At 52.4% G+C, this 18,069-nt stretch carries 13 protein-coding genes; 9 read left to right on the top strand and 4 right to left on the bottom strand.

The features are described 5' to 3' along the window. Positions 1-174: 174 nt before the first annotated feature. On the top strand, positions 175-1,104 hold the full coding sequence (gene metA, locus HMPREF3119_RS15115; protein WP_004238285.1) for a homoserine O-acetyltransferase MetA: 930 nt from the start codon (positions 175-177) through the stop codon (positions 1,102-1,104). Between the two features lie 53 nt (positions 1,105-1,157). Here the strand turns inward: metA and HMPREF3119_RS15120 are convergent, their stop codons facing one another. Both HMPREF3119_RS15120 and edd read right to left on the bottom strand, forming a co-directional pair. Beyond that, a complete protein-coding gene (locus tag HMPREF3119_RS15120) occupies positions 1,158-1,799 on the bottom strand; it encodes a bifunctional 4-hydroxy-2-oxoglutarate aldolase/2-dehydro-3-deoxy-phosphogluconate aldolase (protein WP_004238284.1) in 642 nt (213 codons plus the stop codon). Then, on the bottom strand, positions 1,792-3,657 hold the full coding sequence (gene edd, locus HMPREF3119_RS15125) for a phosphogluconate dehydratase (RefSeq protein WP_062773581.1): 1,866 nt from the start codon (positions 3,655-3,657) through the stop codon (positions 1,792-1,794). Before edd ends, HMPREF3119_RS15120 begins: the two co-directional genes overlap by 8 nt. 314 nt (positions 3,658-3,971) lie before the next feature. Between edd and metH the strand changes: the two genes are divergently transcribed. From metH to HMPREF3119_RS15140, 3 genes are all read left to right on the top strand, one after another. Then, positions 3,972-7,652: a methionine synthase gene (gene metH / locus HMPREF3119_RS15130; protein ID WP_070580199.1), complete on the top strand. Its 3,681-nt coding sequence runs from the start codon at positions 3,972-3,974 to the stop codon at positions 7,650-7,652. Between the two features lie 163 nt (positions 7,653-7,815). Continuing rightward, a complete protein-coding gene (locus HMPREF3119_RS15135; RefSeq protein ID WP_036418964.1) occupies positions 7,816-8,151 on the top strand; it encodes a hypothetical protein in 336 nt (111 codons plus the stop codon). Between the two features lie 190 nt (positions 8,152-8,341). Further along, on the top strand, positions 8,342-8,926 hold the full coding sequence (locus HMPREF3119_RS15140; RefSeq protein WP_004238280.1) for a hypothetical protein: 585 nt from the start codon (positions 8,342-8,344) through the stop codon (positions 8,924-8,926). 452 nt (positions 8,927-9,378) lie between these two features. On the opposite strand, the gene lysC is transcribed toward HMPREF3119_RS15140, so the two are convergent. Continuing rightward, the gene (gene lysC, locus HMPREF3119_RS15150; protein WP_036418961.1) at positions 9,379-10,746 is read right to left on the bottom strand and encodes a lysine-sensitive aspartokinase 3; all 1,368 of its coding nucleotides are present in this window, start codon (positions 10,744-10,746) and stop codon (positions 9,379-9,381) included. Between the two features lie 282 nt (positions 10,747-11,028). Between lysC and pgi the strand changes: the two genes are divergently transcribed. The 3 genes from pgi (at position 11,029) to ubiA (ending at position 14,231) form a co-directional block, all read left to right on the top strand. Beyond that, positions 11,029-12,675 carry a glucose-6-phosphate isomerase gene (pgi, locus tag HMPREF3119_RS15155; protein WP_036418957.1) on the top strand — a complete coding sequence of 549 codons (1,647 nt, stop codon included), beginning with the start codon at positions 11,029-11,031 and terminating at the stop codon, positions 12,673-12,675. Between the two features lie 164 nt (positions 12,676-12,839). After that, positions 12,840-13,340 carry a chorismate lyase gene (ubiC, locus tag HMPREF3119_RS15160; RefSeq protein WP_004241531.1) on the top strand — a complete coding sequence of 167 codons (501 nt, stop codon included), beginning with the start codon at positions 12,840-12,842 and terminating at the stop codon, positions 13,338-13,340. A 36-nt stretch (positions 13,341-13,376) separates the two neighbouring features. Next, positions 13,377-14,231 (top strand): 4-hydroxybenzoate octaprenyltransferase, encoded by an 855-nt coding sequence (gene ubiA / locus HMPREF3119_RS15165; RefSeq protein ID WP_004238273.1) that lies wholly within the window; start codon positions 13,377-13,379, stop codon positions 14,229-14,231. A gap of 63 nt (positions 14,232-14,294) precedes the next feature. On the opposite strand, the gene plsB is transcribed toward ubiA, so the two are convergent. Continuing rightward, the gene (plsB, locus tag HMPREF3119_RS15170) at positions 14,295-16,769 is read right to left on the bottom strand and encodes a glycerol-3-phosphate 1-O-acyltransferase PlsB (RefSeq protein WP_015422417.1); all 2,475 of its coding nucleotides are present in this window, start codon (positions 16,767-16,769) and stop codon (positions 14,295-14,297) included. Positions 16,770-16,907: 138 nt separating this feature from the next. Between plsB and HMPREF3119_RS15175 the strand changes: the two genes are divergently transcribed. Together HMPREF3119_RS15175 and lexA are read left to right on the top strand one after the other, a co-directional pair. Continuing rightward, complete coding sequence (locus HMPREF3119_RS15175; protein WP_070580203.1) at positions 16,908-17,279, top strand: diacylglycerol kinase; 372 nt, start codon at positions 16,908-16,910, stop codon at positions 17,277-17,279. Positions 17,280-17,396: 117 nt separating this feature from the next. Next, a complete protein-coding gene (gene lexA, locus HMPREF3119_RS15180; protein WP_004238270.1) occupies positions 17,397-18,011 on the top strand; it encodes a transcriptional repressor LexA in 615 nt (204 codons plus the stop codon). The last annotated feature ends 58 nt before the right edge of the window (positions 18,012-18,069 follow it).

Below are 18,069 nucleotides of genomic sequence, written 5' to 3' on the forward strand. Positions count from 1 at the left end.
CGGGTTCGAGTCCCGTCCGTTCCGCCAACAAACATTAACCCCGATAGGAAACTATCGGGGTTTTGTTTTTTGTATGAAATAAATTCACCTTGCTGTTTTTTCCTCGACAGAACCTCTCTTTTTCGTTAGTTTTGGATGTCCGGATGTCTAAAATAACAAGGAGAGCCCGCCGCTATGCCAATCCGTATCCCTGATGAACTTCCTGCTGTCACTGATCTGCGTGATGAAAATATCTTTGTGATGACATCATCACGGGCACAATTTCAGGATATACGGCCACTGAAAGTGCTGTTTTTAAATCTGATGCCTAAAAAGATTGAAACAGAACTGCAATTTCTGCGTCTGCTCTCCAACACACCGCTTCAGGTTGATATTCAACTGCTGCGTATCAGTCACCATGAATCAAAGAACACACCCAAGGCGCATCTGGATGCCTTTTATTGTGACTTTGATGATATAAAAGAACAGAATTTTGATGGTCTGGTGATCACCGGTGCACCACTCGGTCTGGTTGAATTTCAGGATGTGGATTACTGGCCGGAACTGGATGAGATTATCCGCTGGTCACAGACACATGTTACATCAACACTTTTTGTCTGCTGGGCGGTACAGGCGGGGCTGAACACGCTTTACAATATCCCGAAACAAACGCTGCCGGAAAAAATCTCCGGGGTGTATACCCACACTACACTTATGCCGCATGCGCTGCTGACCAGGGGGTTTGACGGGCAGTTTTCTGCGCCTCACTCCCGCTATGCGGCATTTCCTGAAGCGATGATCCGTGAAAACACCGATCTTGATATCCTGGCCGCTTCTGAAGAAGCCGGAGCCTATCTGTTTGCCAGTAAAGACAAGCGTCAGGTCTATGTGACCGGCCATGCGGAATATGACGCGGATACATTGGCGGGAGAATATCAGCGTGACTCGGATGCGGGGCTGGATCCTGCTATCCCGGTGAACTATTTTCCGGATAACGACCCGTCGAAAACACCGGTATCCAGCTGGCGCGGACATGGTCATCTGCTTTATGCTAACTGGCTGAATTATTGTGTTTATCAGATAACACCGTATGACCTGAGTGTGATGAATCCGACGGCGGACTGATAAAAAAAAGCCACCGCGAACGGTGGCAAAAGGCAGACTTAATTCACGATGTCTTATGCAGCGGCACCGGCCACAGCTTGCGCCGCCAGTGCAGTAATACGATCATAGTCTCCGCCACAGAGTGCATCTTCCGGCACCAGCCATGAGCCGCCGACACAGGCCACACTGCTGAGCGCGAGATAATCCCGGTAGTTATTCAGGGAGATCCCGCCGGTCGGGCAGAAACGGATATCCGGGAAAGGGCCGGAGATAGCTTTCAGCGCTTTCACTCCACCGTTTGCTTCTGCCGGGAAGAATTTAAAATTTTTCAGTCCGTAAGCTATACCAGCCATCAGCTCGGAAACGGTGGCGATCCCCGGGATCAGCGGAATGGAGCCCTGATCGGCTGCCTGTAACAGAGATTCTGTCAGACCGGGGCTGATAGCAAACTGTGCACCGGCGTCAGTGACGGCTTTCAGTTGCTCCGGATTAATCACGGTACCCGCACCGACAATCGCTTCCGGCACTTCTTCCGCAATGGCGCGGATAGCTTCAATTGCACACTCTGTACGCAGTGTGACTTCCAGAACGCGGATCCCGCCTGCGACCAGTGCACGGGCCAGCGGTACTGCCTGATGCAGCTCACGGATAACAATGACAGGCACAACCGGTCCTGCATTTAAAACGGATTGCGCACTTAACATCTGATCATTCATCGTCATTCTCACTTTTATAAAAACGGATACAGCAGGCGCCTTCTTCCGCACCTGAGAGTTGCGTGCGTAATGCACTGAATAATTCACGGCCTGAGCCGTCCCGCTCTGCGCTGAGGTCAGGAATGACACTTTCACGTTCTGCCAGAACAGCCTCATCAACAAGCAGCATCAGCTCGCCGGTCTGCCCGTTCACCCGGATCATATCGCCGTCGCGGACTTTGGTCAGCAGCCCGCCGGTATACGCTTCCGGGGTAACGTGAATAGCGGAAGGCACTTTGCCGGATGCACCGGACAAACGGCCGTCGGTGACCAGGGCCACCCGGTAGCCTTTATCCATCAGCACGCCCAGCGGCGGCATCAGTTTGTGCAGTTCCGGCATCCCGTTGGCCTGCGGCCCCTGGAAACGTACCACCACCACACAATCTTTGTTCAGTTTTCCGGCCTCAAACGCGGGCACGATATCATGCTGGCTGTTAAACACGATGGCCGGGGCTTCAATAATCTGATTATCGGCAGGCACTGCCGAGGTTTTCATCACCGCACGTCCGAGATTTCCGGTTAGCACTTTGGTACCGCCGTGAGACGAAAACGGTGTATTTCCGGATGCAATCACACTGTCATCAAGCGAGCTGAGCGCGCCTTCCCGCCATTTCAGTTCACCGTTATCCAGCCACGGTTCCTGTGTATAACGGGATAAGCCGAAACCGGCGACAGTATGAACATCTTCATGCAGCAGCCCCAGGCTGAGCAGCTCACGGATAATCAGCTGTAACCCGCCTGCGGCATGGAACTGGTTGATATCTGCCGGGCCATTCGGGTAGATCCGGCTGAGGAGCGGGATAATGTCCGACAGCTCAGAAAAATCATCCCAGTTGATGATGATCCCGGCCGCAGCGGCCATTGCGATAAGGTGCATGGTCAGATTGGTGGAACCCCCTGTTGCCAGCAAACCGACTATGCCGTTAACGATGACTTTTTCATCCACCAGTTGCCCGACCGGCAGATAATTGCCGCTGTTTTCAGTAAAGCGGACAACCTGGCAGGCAGCGGCATCCGTCAGTGCGGTACGCAGCGGGGTATCAGGATGAACAAAGGACGCGCCCGGCAGATGCAGCCCCATGATTTCCATCACCATCTGATTGGAATTGGCGGTGCCGTAAAAGGTACAGGTTCCGGCTGAATGATAAGAGGCCGCTTCTGCATCCAGCAGTGCCCGGCGATCAACTTTTCCTTCAGCAAATAACTGACGGACATGTACTTTTTCTTTATTCGGCAGACCGCTGGTCATAGGACCCGCCGGAATAAATACGGACGGCAGATGCCCGAAAGAGAGTGCCGCCATCATCATCCCCGGGACGATTTTATCGCAGATCCCGAGGTAAAGTGCGCCGTCAAACATATTGTGGGAAAGCCCGACAGCGGCAGACATGGCAATCACATCACGGCTCAGCAGGGACAGCTCCATACCATCCTGCCCCTGGGTCACGCCGTCACACATGGCGGGAACCCCGCCGGCAACCTGGCCGATGGCACCCACGCTGTGCAGTGCAGCTTTAATTTGTGCCGGATAAAATTCATACGGCTTATGTGCCGACAACATGTCATTGTAAGCAGTGATGATTGCAATATCATTATGCGCCATATTGCGTAACTGTTGTTTCTCATCCGGCTGGCAGGCGGCAAAGCCATGCGCCAGGTTACCGCAGGCAAGCTGGGCACGATGAACGGTTTTACTGCGTGCGGCGCTGATTTTTTCCAGATACCGGGCACGGGATACACGGGAACGCGCCGTAATACGGGCGGTAATTTCTGAAAGTCGCGGATGAACCGGCGGGTACGCAGAATGTGTCATAGTCATGGCTCCGTGCTGATTATCTGCCTGCTGCAGTATCATTAATTCGTTTGTTACCGGTAACATTGGCATAGATCAGCAACGGATTGCAACTTTTATGAGCAATTCTCTTTCCTGAATATGATCCACCTCAAATTTAGCTGAAACGAGAAAGCTTTCGGCGCGGATCGAATAATCAGAAAAAGAGGGTTGAGTACCTCTGCGGATCACAGCAACATGAAAAACGCTCAGGTTGCACGTTAATGCACTCAGGGAAAGTTGTGGTAGTATAGACGTTCAGACGGCTATTTAAACGGGCATTGCAGAGCGGAGTCAGATAAATGGATAATAAATTCAGTGTATTAAAAAAATCGCTTAATCAACGGATCCTGATTCTTGATGGTGCGATGGGAACAATGATCCAGCGCTATGCACTGAACGAAAAGGAATACCGCGGTGAGCGTTTTGCTGACTGGCCGGTGGATCTGAAAGGAAATAACGATCTGTTATCCATTACGCAGCCGGATATTATCCGCGAGATCCATCACGCCTATCTGGGAGCCGGCGCGGATATTATTGAAACCAACAGTTTTAACTCCACGGTTATTTCCATGGCGGATTATCAGATGGAGTCCCTGTCTGATGAAATCAATGAAGCTGCCGCGAAACTGGCGCGGGAATGTGCCGATGAATGGACGCGCAAAACGCCGGAGAAACCCCGCTATGTGGCCGGGATTCTGGGGCCGACCAACCGGACGGCGTCAATCTCCCCCGATGTGAATGATCCGGCTTACCGCAATGTATCCTATGATGCGCTGGTTGAGGCATACCGCAGCTCTGTGCGGGCACTGGTCCGCGGCGGGGCTGATATCATTATGATCGAAACAATCTTCGATACCCTGAATGCCAAGGCGGCGATTTACGCTGTTGAAACCGAGTTTGAGGCGCTGGGGATTAAATTGCCGGTGATGCTTTCCGGTACGATCACTGATGCCTCCGGCCGGACACTGACCGGTCAGACAACTGAAGCCTTTTATAACTCCATGAGACACATCCGCCCGATCTCTTTCGGGCTGAACTGTGCGCTGGGGCCTGCTGAACTGCGCCAGTATGTGGCGGAGCTGTCCCGTATCGCGGATTGTTATGTCAGTACTCACCCGAATGCCGGTCTGCCGAATGCGTTCGGCGGTTATGACCTGGATGCCGCCAATATGGCGGGCTATATCAGTGAGTGGGCACAGTCCGGTTTGGTGAATATTGTCGGTGGCTGCTGCGGCACCACGCCTGACCATATCCGTGCAATCGCGCAGGCGGTAGCGGATATTCCGCCGCGTGTTATTCCTGATCGCCCTGTGGCCTGCCGTCTGGCGGGGCTGGAGCCGCTGACCATCGATGAGAATTCCCTGTTCGTCAACGTGGGGGAGAGAACCAATATCACCGGCTCCGCACGGTTTAAGCGGCTGATTAAAGAAGGTAATTACCAGGAAGCATTGGATATTGCCCGTAACCAGGTGGAGAACGGCGCACAGATTATTGATATCAACATGGATGAGGGCATGCTGGATTCACAGGCGGCCATGGTGCGTTTCCTGAATATGATTTCCGGTGAGCCGGATATTGCCCGCGTACCGATTATGATCGACTCCTCAAAATGGGAGGTGATCGAGGCCGGGCTGAAATGTATCCAGGGTAAAGGCATTGTGAACTCGATTTCCCTGAAAGAGGGAGAGGCAGCCTTTATCGATCATGCCAAAAAAGTGCTGCGTTACGGCGCTGCCGTGATTGTGATGGCCTTTGATGAAACCGGCCAGGCGGATACCCGGCAGCGCAAGACAGAAATTTGTCAGCGGGCTTACTGCATTCTGACTGAGCAGGTGGGATTCCCGCCGGAAGATATTATTTTTGACCCGAATATTTTTGCGGTGGCAACCGGTATTCCTGAGCATAACAATTATGCCGTTGATTTTATTGAAGCCTGTAAGGATATCAAAGCGACACTGCCCCATGCACTGATCTCCGGCGGGGTCTCCAACGTCTCTTTCTCGTTCCGCGGAAATGATCCGGTACGGGAAGCGATTCACGCCGTTTTCCTCTATTACGCTATCCGTAACGGCATGGATATGGGGATTGTGAATGCCGGGCAACTGGCCATTTATGATGATTTACCGGCTGCACTGCGTGATGCGGTGGAAGATGTGATCCTGAACCGCCGCGAGGATGCCACTGACCGGCTGCTGGCGCTGGCAGAAGAATATCGCGGCAGCAAAGGGGAAAATGATCAGCCGCAGCTCGCGGAATGGCGCGGGTGGGATGTGGAAAAGCGTCTGGAATATGCGCTGGTGAAAGGGATCACGGAATTTATTGTTGAGGATACCGAAGCCGCCCGTCTGCGGGCTGACAGCCCGATTGAAGTGATCGAAGGCCCGCTGATGAACGGCATGAATGTGGTCGGTGATCTGTTCAGTGAGGGAAAAATGTTTCTGCCGCAGGTGGTGAAATCCGCGCGGGTGATGAAACAGGCGGTGGCGTATCTGGAACCTTATATTCAGGCAGCGAAAACCAGCGGCTCCAGTGCCGGGAAAGTCCTGCTGGCGACAGTCAAAGGCGATGTGCATGATATCGGCAAGAATATCGTCGGCGTGGTATTGCAGTGTAATAACTATGAAATTATCGATCTCGGGGTGATGGTGCCCTGTGAAACAATTCTCCGCACGGCTATTGAGGAAAAAGTCGATATTATCGGGCTGTCCGGGCTTATCACGCCGTCACTGGATGAAATGGTACATGTAGCCAAAGAGATGGAGCGTCAGGGATTTTCCCTGCCGCTGCTGATCGGCGGTGCCACCACATCCAAAGCTCATACGGCGGTGAAAATTGAACCGAATTACAGCGGCCCGGTAACCTATGTACAGAATGCCTCACGGACGGTCGGGGTCGTGGCGGCGTTATTGTCAGATAAACAACGGGATGAATTTGTTGCCCGCACCCGTAAAGAATATGAGGTTGTCCGCGACCAGTATGCCCGCCGTCAGCCGCGCTCAGCACCGGTGACACTCGCACAGGCGCGGGCAAATGCGTTTGCGGCGGACTGGGATAATTATACGCCGCCGCGCCCGGCATTTACCGGCGTGAAAACCGTCACTGCACCGATTTCGGTACTGCGCCGTTATATTGACTGGACACCTTTCTTTATGACCTGGTCGCTGGCCGGAAAATACCCGCGTATTCTGGAAGATGATGTCGTTGGTGAAGAAGCCCGCCGCCTGTTTAAAGAGGCAAACGCGATGCTGGATGAGCTGGACAGAACCGGCGCACTGACACCGCGTGGCGTGGCGGGGATTTTCCCGGCTAACCGGATCGGCGATGATATTGCGGTTTACCGTGACGAATCCCGCGAAGAGGTGCTGTTATACAGTTGTCATCTGCGCCAGCAGACACAGAAGAAAGATGATTTCCCGAATGCCTGCCTGGCGGATTTTGTCGCACCACCGGGAATTCCGGATTATCTCGGAGCCTTTGCTGTCACCGGCGGGCTGGAGGAGGATACACTGGCAGCTCAGTTTGATGCGGCACACGATGATTACAATAAAATCATGGTGAAAGCCCTCGCTGACCGGCTGGCGGAAGGGTTTGCGGAGTATCTGCATGAGCAGGTGCGTAAAACCATCTGGGGCTACAGTCCGGATGAAAACCTGGATAATGACTCGCTGATCCGTGAAAACTATCAGGGGATCCGCCCTGCACCCGGCTATCCGGCCTGCCCGGAACATACGGAGAAAAGCAAAATCTGGGAACTGCTGGATGTTGAAAGTCATACCGGCATGCGGCTGACGGAATCTTATGCTATGTGGCCGGGGGCATCGGTATCCGGCTGGTATTTCAGTCATCCGCAGAGCCGCTATTTTGCGGTGGCTCAGATCCAGAGAGATCAGATTGAGGATTATGCCGCCCGCAAAGGTATGCCGGTGAAAGAGCTTGAGCGCTGGCTGGCCCCGAACCTGGGGTATGATCCGGAAGACTGAGTATTATCGCATGTCAGTCTCCTGTCCCGGTTTGCGTTAACCACCGGGTACTGTTCTGCGTATAGTGAATTCCGCTGTATCACTGTACGCCATTATCAGAACAGAAGGAGAACCGTATGAATTCAGTATTTATCATTGCTGACGGCCGGGCCGGGGAGGTGATATGACACTCCCCGTTTTCAGGCCGTTAATTATATCTGCCACTTTTGTATTATGCAGCGCATTCGCCGGTAACTGCCGGGCGGAGACTGATCTGCCATGCACTATGACCCTGCAACACAGAGCCATCATGCTGGATGGCGCGACGTGCATCAGCAAAAAGCGGTTACCGGGCTGCCCTGTGCTATGCCAGCCGTCAGAGGTGCAGGAAAAAAACGTTCAGGTTACCTGTTTTCGTCCCGGAGAGCCTTTACCTTTTGACAGAACTGCAGATGTCATTGTCCCGGTGGTCTGTGAAATCATACTCCCTGTGGATATTTCACCGGACACCACACCATAATCTGAAATAAAACAGGATAACCGGCCGGGATCCTTTCAATCGTTTTCTCAATTATCACGCAATGTGACAGCCTGCTCTTGTCATTGTTTTTTTCATCCCCATTTATAGATAAGTAATTTTCCCGTACTATGGCTGATAACAGCCGTGACCGGGCATATCAGATTCAGCCATAAAAGGGAGTGATGAGACAATGTACCGTTTCTATATTCAGGATGCTTTACCTGCCGGGTGCCTGCCCGCGTATTCGCTGCCGAAAGCAGATCAGCCTCATTATTATGAATTGGATGAGAGTATCCTCAACGCTGCACTGAATATCATGCAGATCACGGATATCCTGGATACCGATGATGTGCTGGATGATGACTGTTTTAACCGAATCTGGCTGAAAAGCGAGCTGACACCCGCCCGGGCGTCAGAGGTCTATCACTTCTTATATCAGCAGCAACTGCCGGAACCGGTACCGTCACCGGATGAAATCGCCGCCTTTAAACAGGCGAGAGCCGATGAACTGGCGCTGCTGAGCCGGCGCAGCCCGAAAGAGGGGTATGTGCCTGTCCATAAATTTGCCACACAGGATGCCTGGCGGATCATGCCGGAAGAATGCCTGCTTATTGCCGGTGTTCTGACTGATCACATGCTGGAAGATAACAATATGGTGGTCAGTAATATCGCATCACTGTGCAAAATCAGTCACAAAACACTGGAATATGCCCTGAGAGGCTGGCGTGAGTTTAATTTATTCGCGGCAGAACACGGCGGTTATCAGGTTTGCTGATGATTCAGTAATTTTTGTTACGCAAGAATAACACCAGATATGAATTGTTACTTCCGAAACTGGTAAATAAAATTAATTATTATTGAAGCAGTAATACATAGTTGGCAATTAAGAACAGTATAAATAACTCTGATGGTTATTGATAAAAATTATTTATATTGTTTTGTGTAAATGTGAGTTTTATTAATGGAAAGGTCGGCTGGTTACCGTATAATTTTTCATGAGGGATATGATTAATAGCGATAAATAATTCACTGTTATTTATATTTCCTCCCGTGATCGTCTTACTCTTCTTCATATTGGGAGCTTCAATATCGTTATACAGCGGACAGTATACGGTATGCATGTATCGGCAATACTCGTCACTTGTGTTTCATGTTGATCTCTGTTTCGTGTGATTAATCGCCTGACGCTGACCACGTCAGGCGTTTTTTTATCTGAAAAGGCGGGGGTCAGAACAGATCGCGGTGAAGGGCGCGGATGATATCTTCGGCATCATTGCCGGGAACCAGCAGGCACATGTTGTGTCCGCTTGCACCATAACTGATCATGCGGATGTTAAACGGCTCAAGGGCGCTGAAAATCGTTTTGCCCAAGCCGTGTGCACGGGTCAGTTCATTACCGATAACCGCGACCAGTGCCAGATTCTGCTCCACTTCAATACGGCACAGTGCAGACAACTCGGCGGTCAGCTCATCACTGAGCAATGTTCCGTTAGTGTGTGTGGAACCGACGGTATCCAGCGTCAGGGCGATACTGACTTCTGACGTGGTGATCACATCCACGGAAATATTATGGCGGGAGAGAATCGTGAAGATTTCCGCCAGAAAGCCGCGCGCATGCAGCATTTTCAGGCTGTGCAGTGTCAGCAGGGTTTGCTGGCGGCGTAATGTCAGGGCGCGGAACAGCGGCGGATTCGGGTCATTATCACACACCAGTGTGCCGCCCGCGCCGCTCTCTTTGCTGGAGCCGACAAACACCGGGATTCCGCTGCGCACGGCAGGCAGCAAAGTGGCCGGATGCAGGATTTTCGCCCCGAAGTTCGCCATTTCCGTCGCTTCATCAAAGGTAATATGATCAATCGGATAGGCATCCGGGACAATGCGCGGATCCGTGGTGTAGATCCCCGGCACATCCGTCCAGATATCCACACGCTGGCAGCCGAGCGCTTCCGCCAGCAGTGCCGCAGTGTAATCACTGCCGCCGCGTCCGAGCGTGGTGGTGCGCCCTGCGGCTTCGCGGCCGATAAATCCCTGGGTGATAACCGGGCCCTGTGACAGACGCGGGGCAAGGAGCTGATCACAGCGCGTGCGCAGCACAGCGGTATCCGGTTCAGCCCGGCCGAAGCAGTCATCTGTCTGCATGACCTCACGGACATCAAACCATTGAGCCTGTGCGCCCTGCTCGCGGAGCACTTCGGTAAACAGCAGCGTCGACATAATCTCACCATGACTGACAATCTCATCCACCAGAGCGCTGGAGGTTGCCAGTGCCGCTGCATCCGATAAGGTGGTGATATTGCCCAGCAGGCGGTCAATCTCATTGTGCACCGCTGTGTTCTCCGGCAGACGGGACAGGATTTCATATTGTGTGTCACGAACCTGTTTCAGACATTTTTCACGTTGCGCGCGCGGGCATCCCTGAGCTAATTCGATTAATGCATTGGTGATCCCGGCGGAGGCGGATAACACCACCAGTGCCACACCGGGGGTCTGCAGAACGACCCCGGCACTTTTCTGCATGGCGTCATAATTTGCCACACTGGTACCACCGAATTTTGCGATGACCTGCTGAGCAGGCGCGGAAGATACTGACGCCATAATGAATTCCCTTATCCCGTAAAGTGAAAAATGTGAGCTGTGTTACACTGATAGAATTATCGGGATTGCCGGAATGAGTCAATATTGATTAACGGATAATCAATATCTTTCATAATGACAGGCAAATTATCGTTTTTTGCGATATTCGGTTCCGGCGCTGGTTTTGTTTCTGTTTTTTGAGCAATATCACGGAATGACAGATGCATAACACCTTTATCGTCAGGACAGAGTACACTTTGTTGACACGATTCAGTTTTGGTTTTCAATGAAAAGAGAGCTGCAATGAAAAATATTAACCCCACTGATACTGCGGCCTGGAAGGCGCTGGAACAGCATTACGACACAATGAAAACTGTGCATCTCCGCGACTTATTTGCGCAGGATAACGACCGGTTCAGCCGTTTTTCTGCCACGTTCGGCGAAGAAATGCTGGTGGATTATTCCAAAAACCGTATCACACAGGAAACGCTTGATAAGCTGCTGGCACTGGCTGAAGAGTGTGATGTGCGTGGGGCTGTCCGCAGTATGTTTTCCGGTGAGAAGATCAACCGGACAGAAAACCGTGCGGTTCTGCACACCGCGCTGCGCCACCGTGACAATACCCCGGTGATGACTGACGGGCAGGATGTGATGCCAGAGGTTCGCGCCGTGCTGGAAAAAATGCGCGTGTTCAGTGAGCGGATCATCAGCGGGGAGTGGAAAGGCTATACCGGCAGGCCGATTACCGATGTGGTGAATATCGGTATCGGCGGCTCTGATCTCGGCCCTTATATGGTGACAGAGGCGCTGCGTCCGTATAAAAATCATCTGGGCATGCATTTTGTCTCTAATGTTGACGGTACTCATATCGCCGAAACCCTGAAAGCGCTGGATCCGGAAACCACACTGTTTCTGATCGCCTCCAAAACTTTTACCACCCAGGAAACCATGACTAACGCCCATTCCGCGCGTGACTGGTTCCTGGCGGCGGCCAAAGACCCGGCGCATGTGGCGAAGCACTTTGCCGCGCTGTCCACTAATGCGGATGCAGTAGCTGAGTTTGGTATTGATACCGCCAATATGTTTGAGTTCTGGGACTGGGTCGGTGGGCGCTATTCCCTGTGGTCGGCGATTGGTCTGTCTATCGTGCTCTCTGTCGGTTATGACAACTTCACGCAGTTGCTCGATGGTGCGTATGCCATGGACAAGCACTTCACCGAAACTGAATTCTCACAGAATATTCCGGTGCTGCTGGCGCTGATTGGTCTGTGGTACAACAATTTCTTCGGTGCGGAAACAGAGGCAATTCTGCCTTATGATCAGTACATGCACCGCTTTGCGGCCTATTTCCAGCAGGGCAATATGGAGTCCAACGGGAAATATGTGGATCGTAACGGTAAGGTGGTTTCTCATCAGACCGGTCCGGTTATCTGGGGTGAGCCCGGCACCAACGGGCAGCATGCGTTTTATCAGCTGATCCATCAGGGTACCAAACTGATCCCGTGTGATTTTATCGCACCGGCTCAGAGCCATAATCCGCTGGGGGATCATCACAGTAAACTGCTGTCGAATTTCTTCGCGCAGACCGAAGCACTGGCCTTCGGCAAAACCCGTGAACAGGTGGATGCGGAGTTTGCCGCACAGGGCAAAAATCCGGTTGAAATGGATTATGTCGCGCCGTTTAAAGTCTTTGAGGGTAACCGCCCGACCAACTCCATCCTGCTGAAATCCATTACTCCGTTCAGCCTCGGGGCTCTGATCGCCATGTATGAGCATAAGATTTTTGTTCAGGGCGTGATTATGAATATCTATACGTTTGATCAGTGGGGCGTCGAACTGGGCAAACAGCTGGCAAACCGCATTCTGCCGGAACTGGCGGGTGACAAGCCGGTTGAGAGCCACGACAGCTCAACCAACGGCCTGATTAACCGGTTTAAAAACTGGCGTTAGTGCTGAATTTACTTTAACCGTGCGTTTTATAAACAAAGCCGCTCTGCACAATGCAGAGCGGCTTTATTTTTAGCAAAAAATTTTCAGTAACGCGCTCATTTCCTGCCGGGTTTTGTTAAAGTGTATCAGAACGCATATTATGCCCCTGATAACCGGATACATTCATGACACAAACAGTGATAACACCCCCCATCCGCTGGTTTGATAATGCGGAAATGATCCCCGCCGGGGTGCTGGACTGGTTATCAGAATTAGGGTCAATGACGCGGCGCTTTGAACAGCACTGCAATGAAGTGACGGTAAAACCGTATTGTGAAAAATATATCTCCCGTGAAGCGCTGACTGAAGAAGAGCAGATGCATCTGCCCGGCAGTGCACGCTACTGGTTACGGGAGGTGGTGTTATATGGTGACGGGGTTCCCTGGCTGACCGGCCGGACAGTGGTACCGGAGGAGACGCTGACAGGGGAAGAGCAGCAGTTACTGAAAATGGGAAATGTGCCGCTCGGGCGCTATCTCTTTACCAGCGGTTGTCTGACGCGGGATTATATCCGCTTCGGGCTGTCAGAAACCCACTGGGCCCGCTGTTCGCGGTTGTGCCTGGCCGGTAAACCGCTGCTGCTGACTGAAGTTTTTCTGCCGGCCTCTCCGGCATACCCCGCATAAGTGAATATCTCGGAGAAGAATAACGTGGAACGAAGCATGGTACGCAGCAAGTGGCAGGCATACAGCCGTCTGATGCGGACAGACCGCCCGATTGGCTCACTGTTACTGCTCTGGCCGACCTACTGGGCGTTATGGATAGCGGCCCGGGGTGTCCCGGACTGGCATATTCTGATCATCTTTACCATTGGCGTGTTCAGTATGCGAGCCGCCGGCTGTGTGATTAATGATTTCGCCGACCGGAAATTTGACGGCTCGGTGGAACGCACCAAAAACCGTCCGCTGCCGCGCGGTGATGTCACGGAAAAAGAAGCCAAAATTCTGTTTGCGGTACTGGTGCTGGTGTCATTCGGACTGGTACTGACGCTCAATACGATGACCATCTGGCTGTCAGTCGCCGGGCTGGCGCTGGCCTGGGTGTATCCGTTTGTGAAGCGGGTCAGCCATCTGCCGCAGGTGGTGCTCGGCGCGGCTTTCGGCTGGTCGATTCCGATGGCGTTTGCGGCGGTCAGTGAATCGCTGCCGGCAGAGTGCTGGCTGCTGTTTGCGGTCAATATTGTCTGGTCTGTGGTGTATGACACTCAGTACGCGATGGTGGACCGCAACGACGACCTGAAAATCGGCGTGAAATCCACGGCTATCCTGTTCGGGCGCTTTGATAAGATGATTATCGGCATATTGCAGCTGGTAATGATTTTGATGCTGTTATGGATAGGGCTGATGGTTAATCTGTCCGGGATCTTCTACTGGTCCCTGCTGCTGGCCGGGGCGTTATTTGTCTATCAGCAGCGGCTGATGGCCGATCGCGAACGCGACCCGTGTTTTCAGGCCTTTATGAATAATAACTATGTCGGGTTTATTCTGTTTCTCGGCATGCTGGTCAGTTATCTGTAAGTGCAGATAACCGGCAATAAAAAAGGAGACTGGTTATCCGGTCTCCTTTTTTTGTTCTCAGCGTCAGTCAGACGGATTACTGTCGTCACTTTTTGCCGGTACAGCTTCTTCCGGCTCCAGGCTGACACTTTCGATAGTCAGACGGACTTCCGGTGACATCAGCTCCGCCAGCACGTTGTAGAACTCTCCGGCGTTGGCTTCAATCACATCATCATTGTCATTGATATAGCCTTCTTCACGCAGTGTGCCGACCAGGGTGGCAAACACGGCTTTGTCGAAGAATTCCGGTGCGTTGATACCGTGCAGAACCGACAGGCGCTGTGCCAGCATCCGGCTCTCTTTTTCCAGTGCCGAACGGCTGATTTCCGGGGTGGCATTCAGCAGCGACAGGGTGATCGCATAACGCTGTAATGTCTCGCGGATCCCGGCTGCCAGCAGCTGTAACGGACGGATACGGGCCGGGTTAATGACCAGCATATTATCATCACGGCGGCAGATTAATTGCTGACGACACAGTTCATCAATGATGGTATCGAGGATCGCCGGCAGCTCTTCCTGACTGTAACGCATAAACAGTTCGGCTTTCAGCAGCGGATAGATCATCCCGACATGTTCACGCAGAGTATCGGTGCTGACGCGGCGGTGATGGATCAGGATACTGGTCACCAGAGACGGCAGTACCAGCATATGCAGAATGTTATTCCGGTAGTAGGTCATCAGTACCGCATTTTCACGCGGCAGAATGATGATATCCCCTAGGCTGTCTTTCTCAACCTCGAACTTGTTCATCTGCAATGCGTGTTCCAGCAGTTCTTCCGCACTCTTCGCCGGGGTGGTGCTGTCCGGGGAATACGGCACATTGCGCAGCAGCTGGAGATAGCAGTCGAGCTGTTCGATCAGCTGTTCGCGGGTCAGTGCGCGCTGACGGGAAGCCAGCAGAGCCGTGGTACACAGGTTGATAGCATTCGCGGCGGCGGCATTATTGATGCTCACCATAATGTTATCAGCCAGAGATGTTGCGGTTGGTGTCAGCCAGGACGGACGCTGCGGCTCGACCGGGTCGATCGCCTCACGCCATTCCGGTACCTGTTTTGTCAGGTATTGTGACAGCGGAATCGGCTGCCCGAAGTTCACATAACCCTGGCCGAGGTTACGCAGTTTGCGCAGGCCGCGCACCATCTGCATAAAACCTTCTTTTTGCTTGGTGGCACCGCGCAGCTCTTTGGCGTAAGTACCCACTTCCATCACATGCTCATAGCCGATATAGACCGGCACCAGGGTGATAGGTCGCGAGTCACCGCGCAGCATAGCCTGAAGCGTCATCGATAATGTGCCGGTTTTCGGCTCCAGCAGACGCCCGGTACGGGAACGGCCGCCTTCGACAAAGTACTCGATGGAATAACCGCGTGAGAAGAGCTCACTCAGGTATTCACGGAAAACGGTGGAGTACAGTTTGTTGCCCTTGAAGCTGCGGCGGATAAAGAAAGCACCGAGGCGGCGGAAAATCGGTCCCGCCGGCCAGAAATTGAGGTTAATCCCGGCGGCGATATGCGGCGGCACCAGCCCCTGATGATAGAGCACATAGGAGAGCAGCAGGTAGTCCATGTGGCTGCGGTGGCAGGGCACATACACTATCTCATGGCCGTCCTGTGCCAGCTGGCGCACCCGCTCCGCATTATGGACATTCAGTCCCTGATAGAGGCGGTTCCAGGTCCAGCCGAGAACGCGATCAGCCACGCGCAGAGCGTCATAGGTGAAGTTAGCAGCCACTTCGTTCATCATGGAAACGGCATTCTGACGCGCTTTTTCAATGGTGATTTTTTTGGCTTTCGCTTCATCTTCAACGGCTTTTTCAATCGCTTTGGATTTCAGCAGCTTATTGAACAGCTCCTGACGCACCGGCAGTTTCGGGCCGATAGCGGCCATACGCTGGCGCGAGAAGTGAATACGGGCGACACGGGCCAGTTTATTAGCAATAATAGTGTCAGTGCCGTGTTCAGAGGCCATTGCGCCCATGGACACCGGCTGTGAGAAACGGACAAAACTGTCGCGTCCCAGCCAGAGCACGGCGAAAAATTTCTGGATCCCGTTTAACAGACGCAGATGCGGCACACCGTGGTGTCCCTCGCGGCCCGGTGAACGACCGAACATCACAGAGACCGGCAGCATCTGAATATCCAGCGCCGGATTATTGCGGTGCAGATCCAGATAGGCGTGGAAAATATGGACGGAATCCTTACGCGGATTCAGGGCGTAATAACGGAACACACGCGGGCCGTCATCGATAAAGACATAGCCCGGTAATGTGGTATTACCGATGACATTATCTTCCAGCGGATCCGGCATGCCCTGTGCGAGACACTGACGGCGCAGTGTCAGCAGGTCAGCCTTAGAGTGATAAGGAAGAACATAGAGTGTCGGACGTTGTGTATCCAGCCCCAGCTCATTGACCGGATCCGTCGGGATCGGCTTGCTTTTTACCAATAGTTTTAATGGTAAATTCAATACGTTATAGTATATTTTACGCCAAAGTGACATAAATGTATGAAGCCTCTTGTTGACAATTCGCGTTCAGCATACCAGAAAGGCGAAGCCAGATCTGTGTTGCGGCAGCAATAAAATCGCGGAAAAATAGCGGCGATCAGTCAGATAATCATATTATTTACAGTGACAGAAATGAAAAAAAATACCGGATTTATACGATTAATTAAAGCGGCGGGTTATTCAAAGAAAGGACTCATTGCGGCATGGAAAAATGAAGCCGCTATCCGTCAGGAATTGCTGACGCTGATCCCGGCCATTGTTATTGCCTTTGCTTTCTCTTTTACCGCTGTTGAGCGGGTACTGATGATTGGTTCGGTGGTGCTGGTGGTAGTGATTGAGCTTATCAACAGCGCTATTGAGGCTGTGGTTGACCGTATCGGTACGGAATATCATGAACTGTCCGGCCGGGCCAAAGATATGGGGTCCGCCGCAGTATTTATCGCCGCATTACTGGGGCTGTTTGTCTGGATTATGCTGTTTACCAGCTGGTTCCTGCGTCTTTAACAGACGATTTTTTGTGAAACCTGCGGCGTAACACGTATTTTCCTCATGTTATGGTTCCCAATCCCGGAATACCTGTATATACTCACAGTCTGACTGTATAAACAAACAGGGGGCGAAATGAAAGCACTGACGGCACGGCAGCAACAGGTTTATGACCTTGTTCGTGACCATATTTCGCAGACGGGCATGCCACCGACGCGTGCAGAAATTGCGGCACGCCTGGGTTTTCGCTCTCCGAATGCGGCGGAAGAGCACCTGAAAGCCCTGGCGCGTAAAGGCGTCATTGAGATTGTCTCCGGGGCCTCCCGGGGGATCCGTCTGCTTCTGGAAGAAGAAGAGGATGAAGGTTTACCACTAATAGGCCGTGTGGCCGCAGGTGAGCCTTTATTAGCACAGGAACATATAGAAAGCCGTTATCAGATTGACCCGATGCTGTTTAAACCAAGTGCAGATTTTCTGCTGCGGGTAAATGGTATGTCAATGAAAGATATCGGTATTATGGACGGTGACTTACTCGCGGTGCATAAAACCCAGGACGTGCATAACGGCCAGGTGGTGGTTGCCCGTATCGAAGATGAAGTGACAGTCAAACGGTTTAAGAAAGTGGGCAGCAAGATTGAACTGCACGCTGAAAACGAAGAATTCAGCCCGATCGTGGTGGATTTACGGGAACAGAACTTTACTGTTGAAGGTCTGGCAGTGGGTGTGATCCGTAATAACGACTGGCACTGATTTCCGGGACAGCCGCCTGAAACGGTATCCGCTTAAAAACCACAGTACGCCGGAGACG

It is taken from the genome of Morganella sp. HMSC11D09, from assembly GCF_001807955.1.
Classification (GTDB): Bacteria; Pseudomonadota; Gammaproteobacteria; order Enterobacterales; family Enterobacteriaceae; genus Morganella; species Morganella morganii.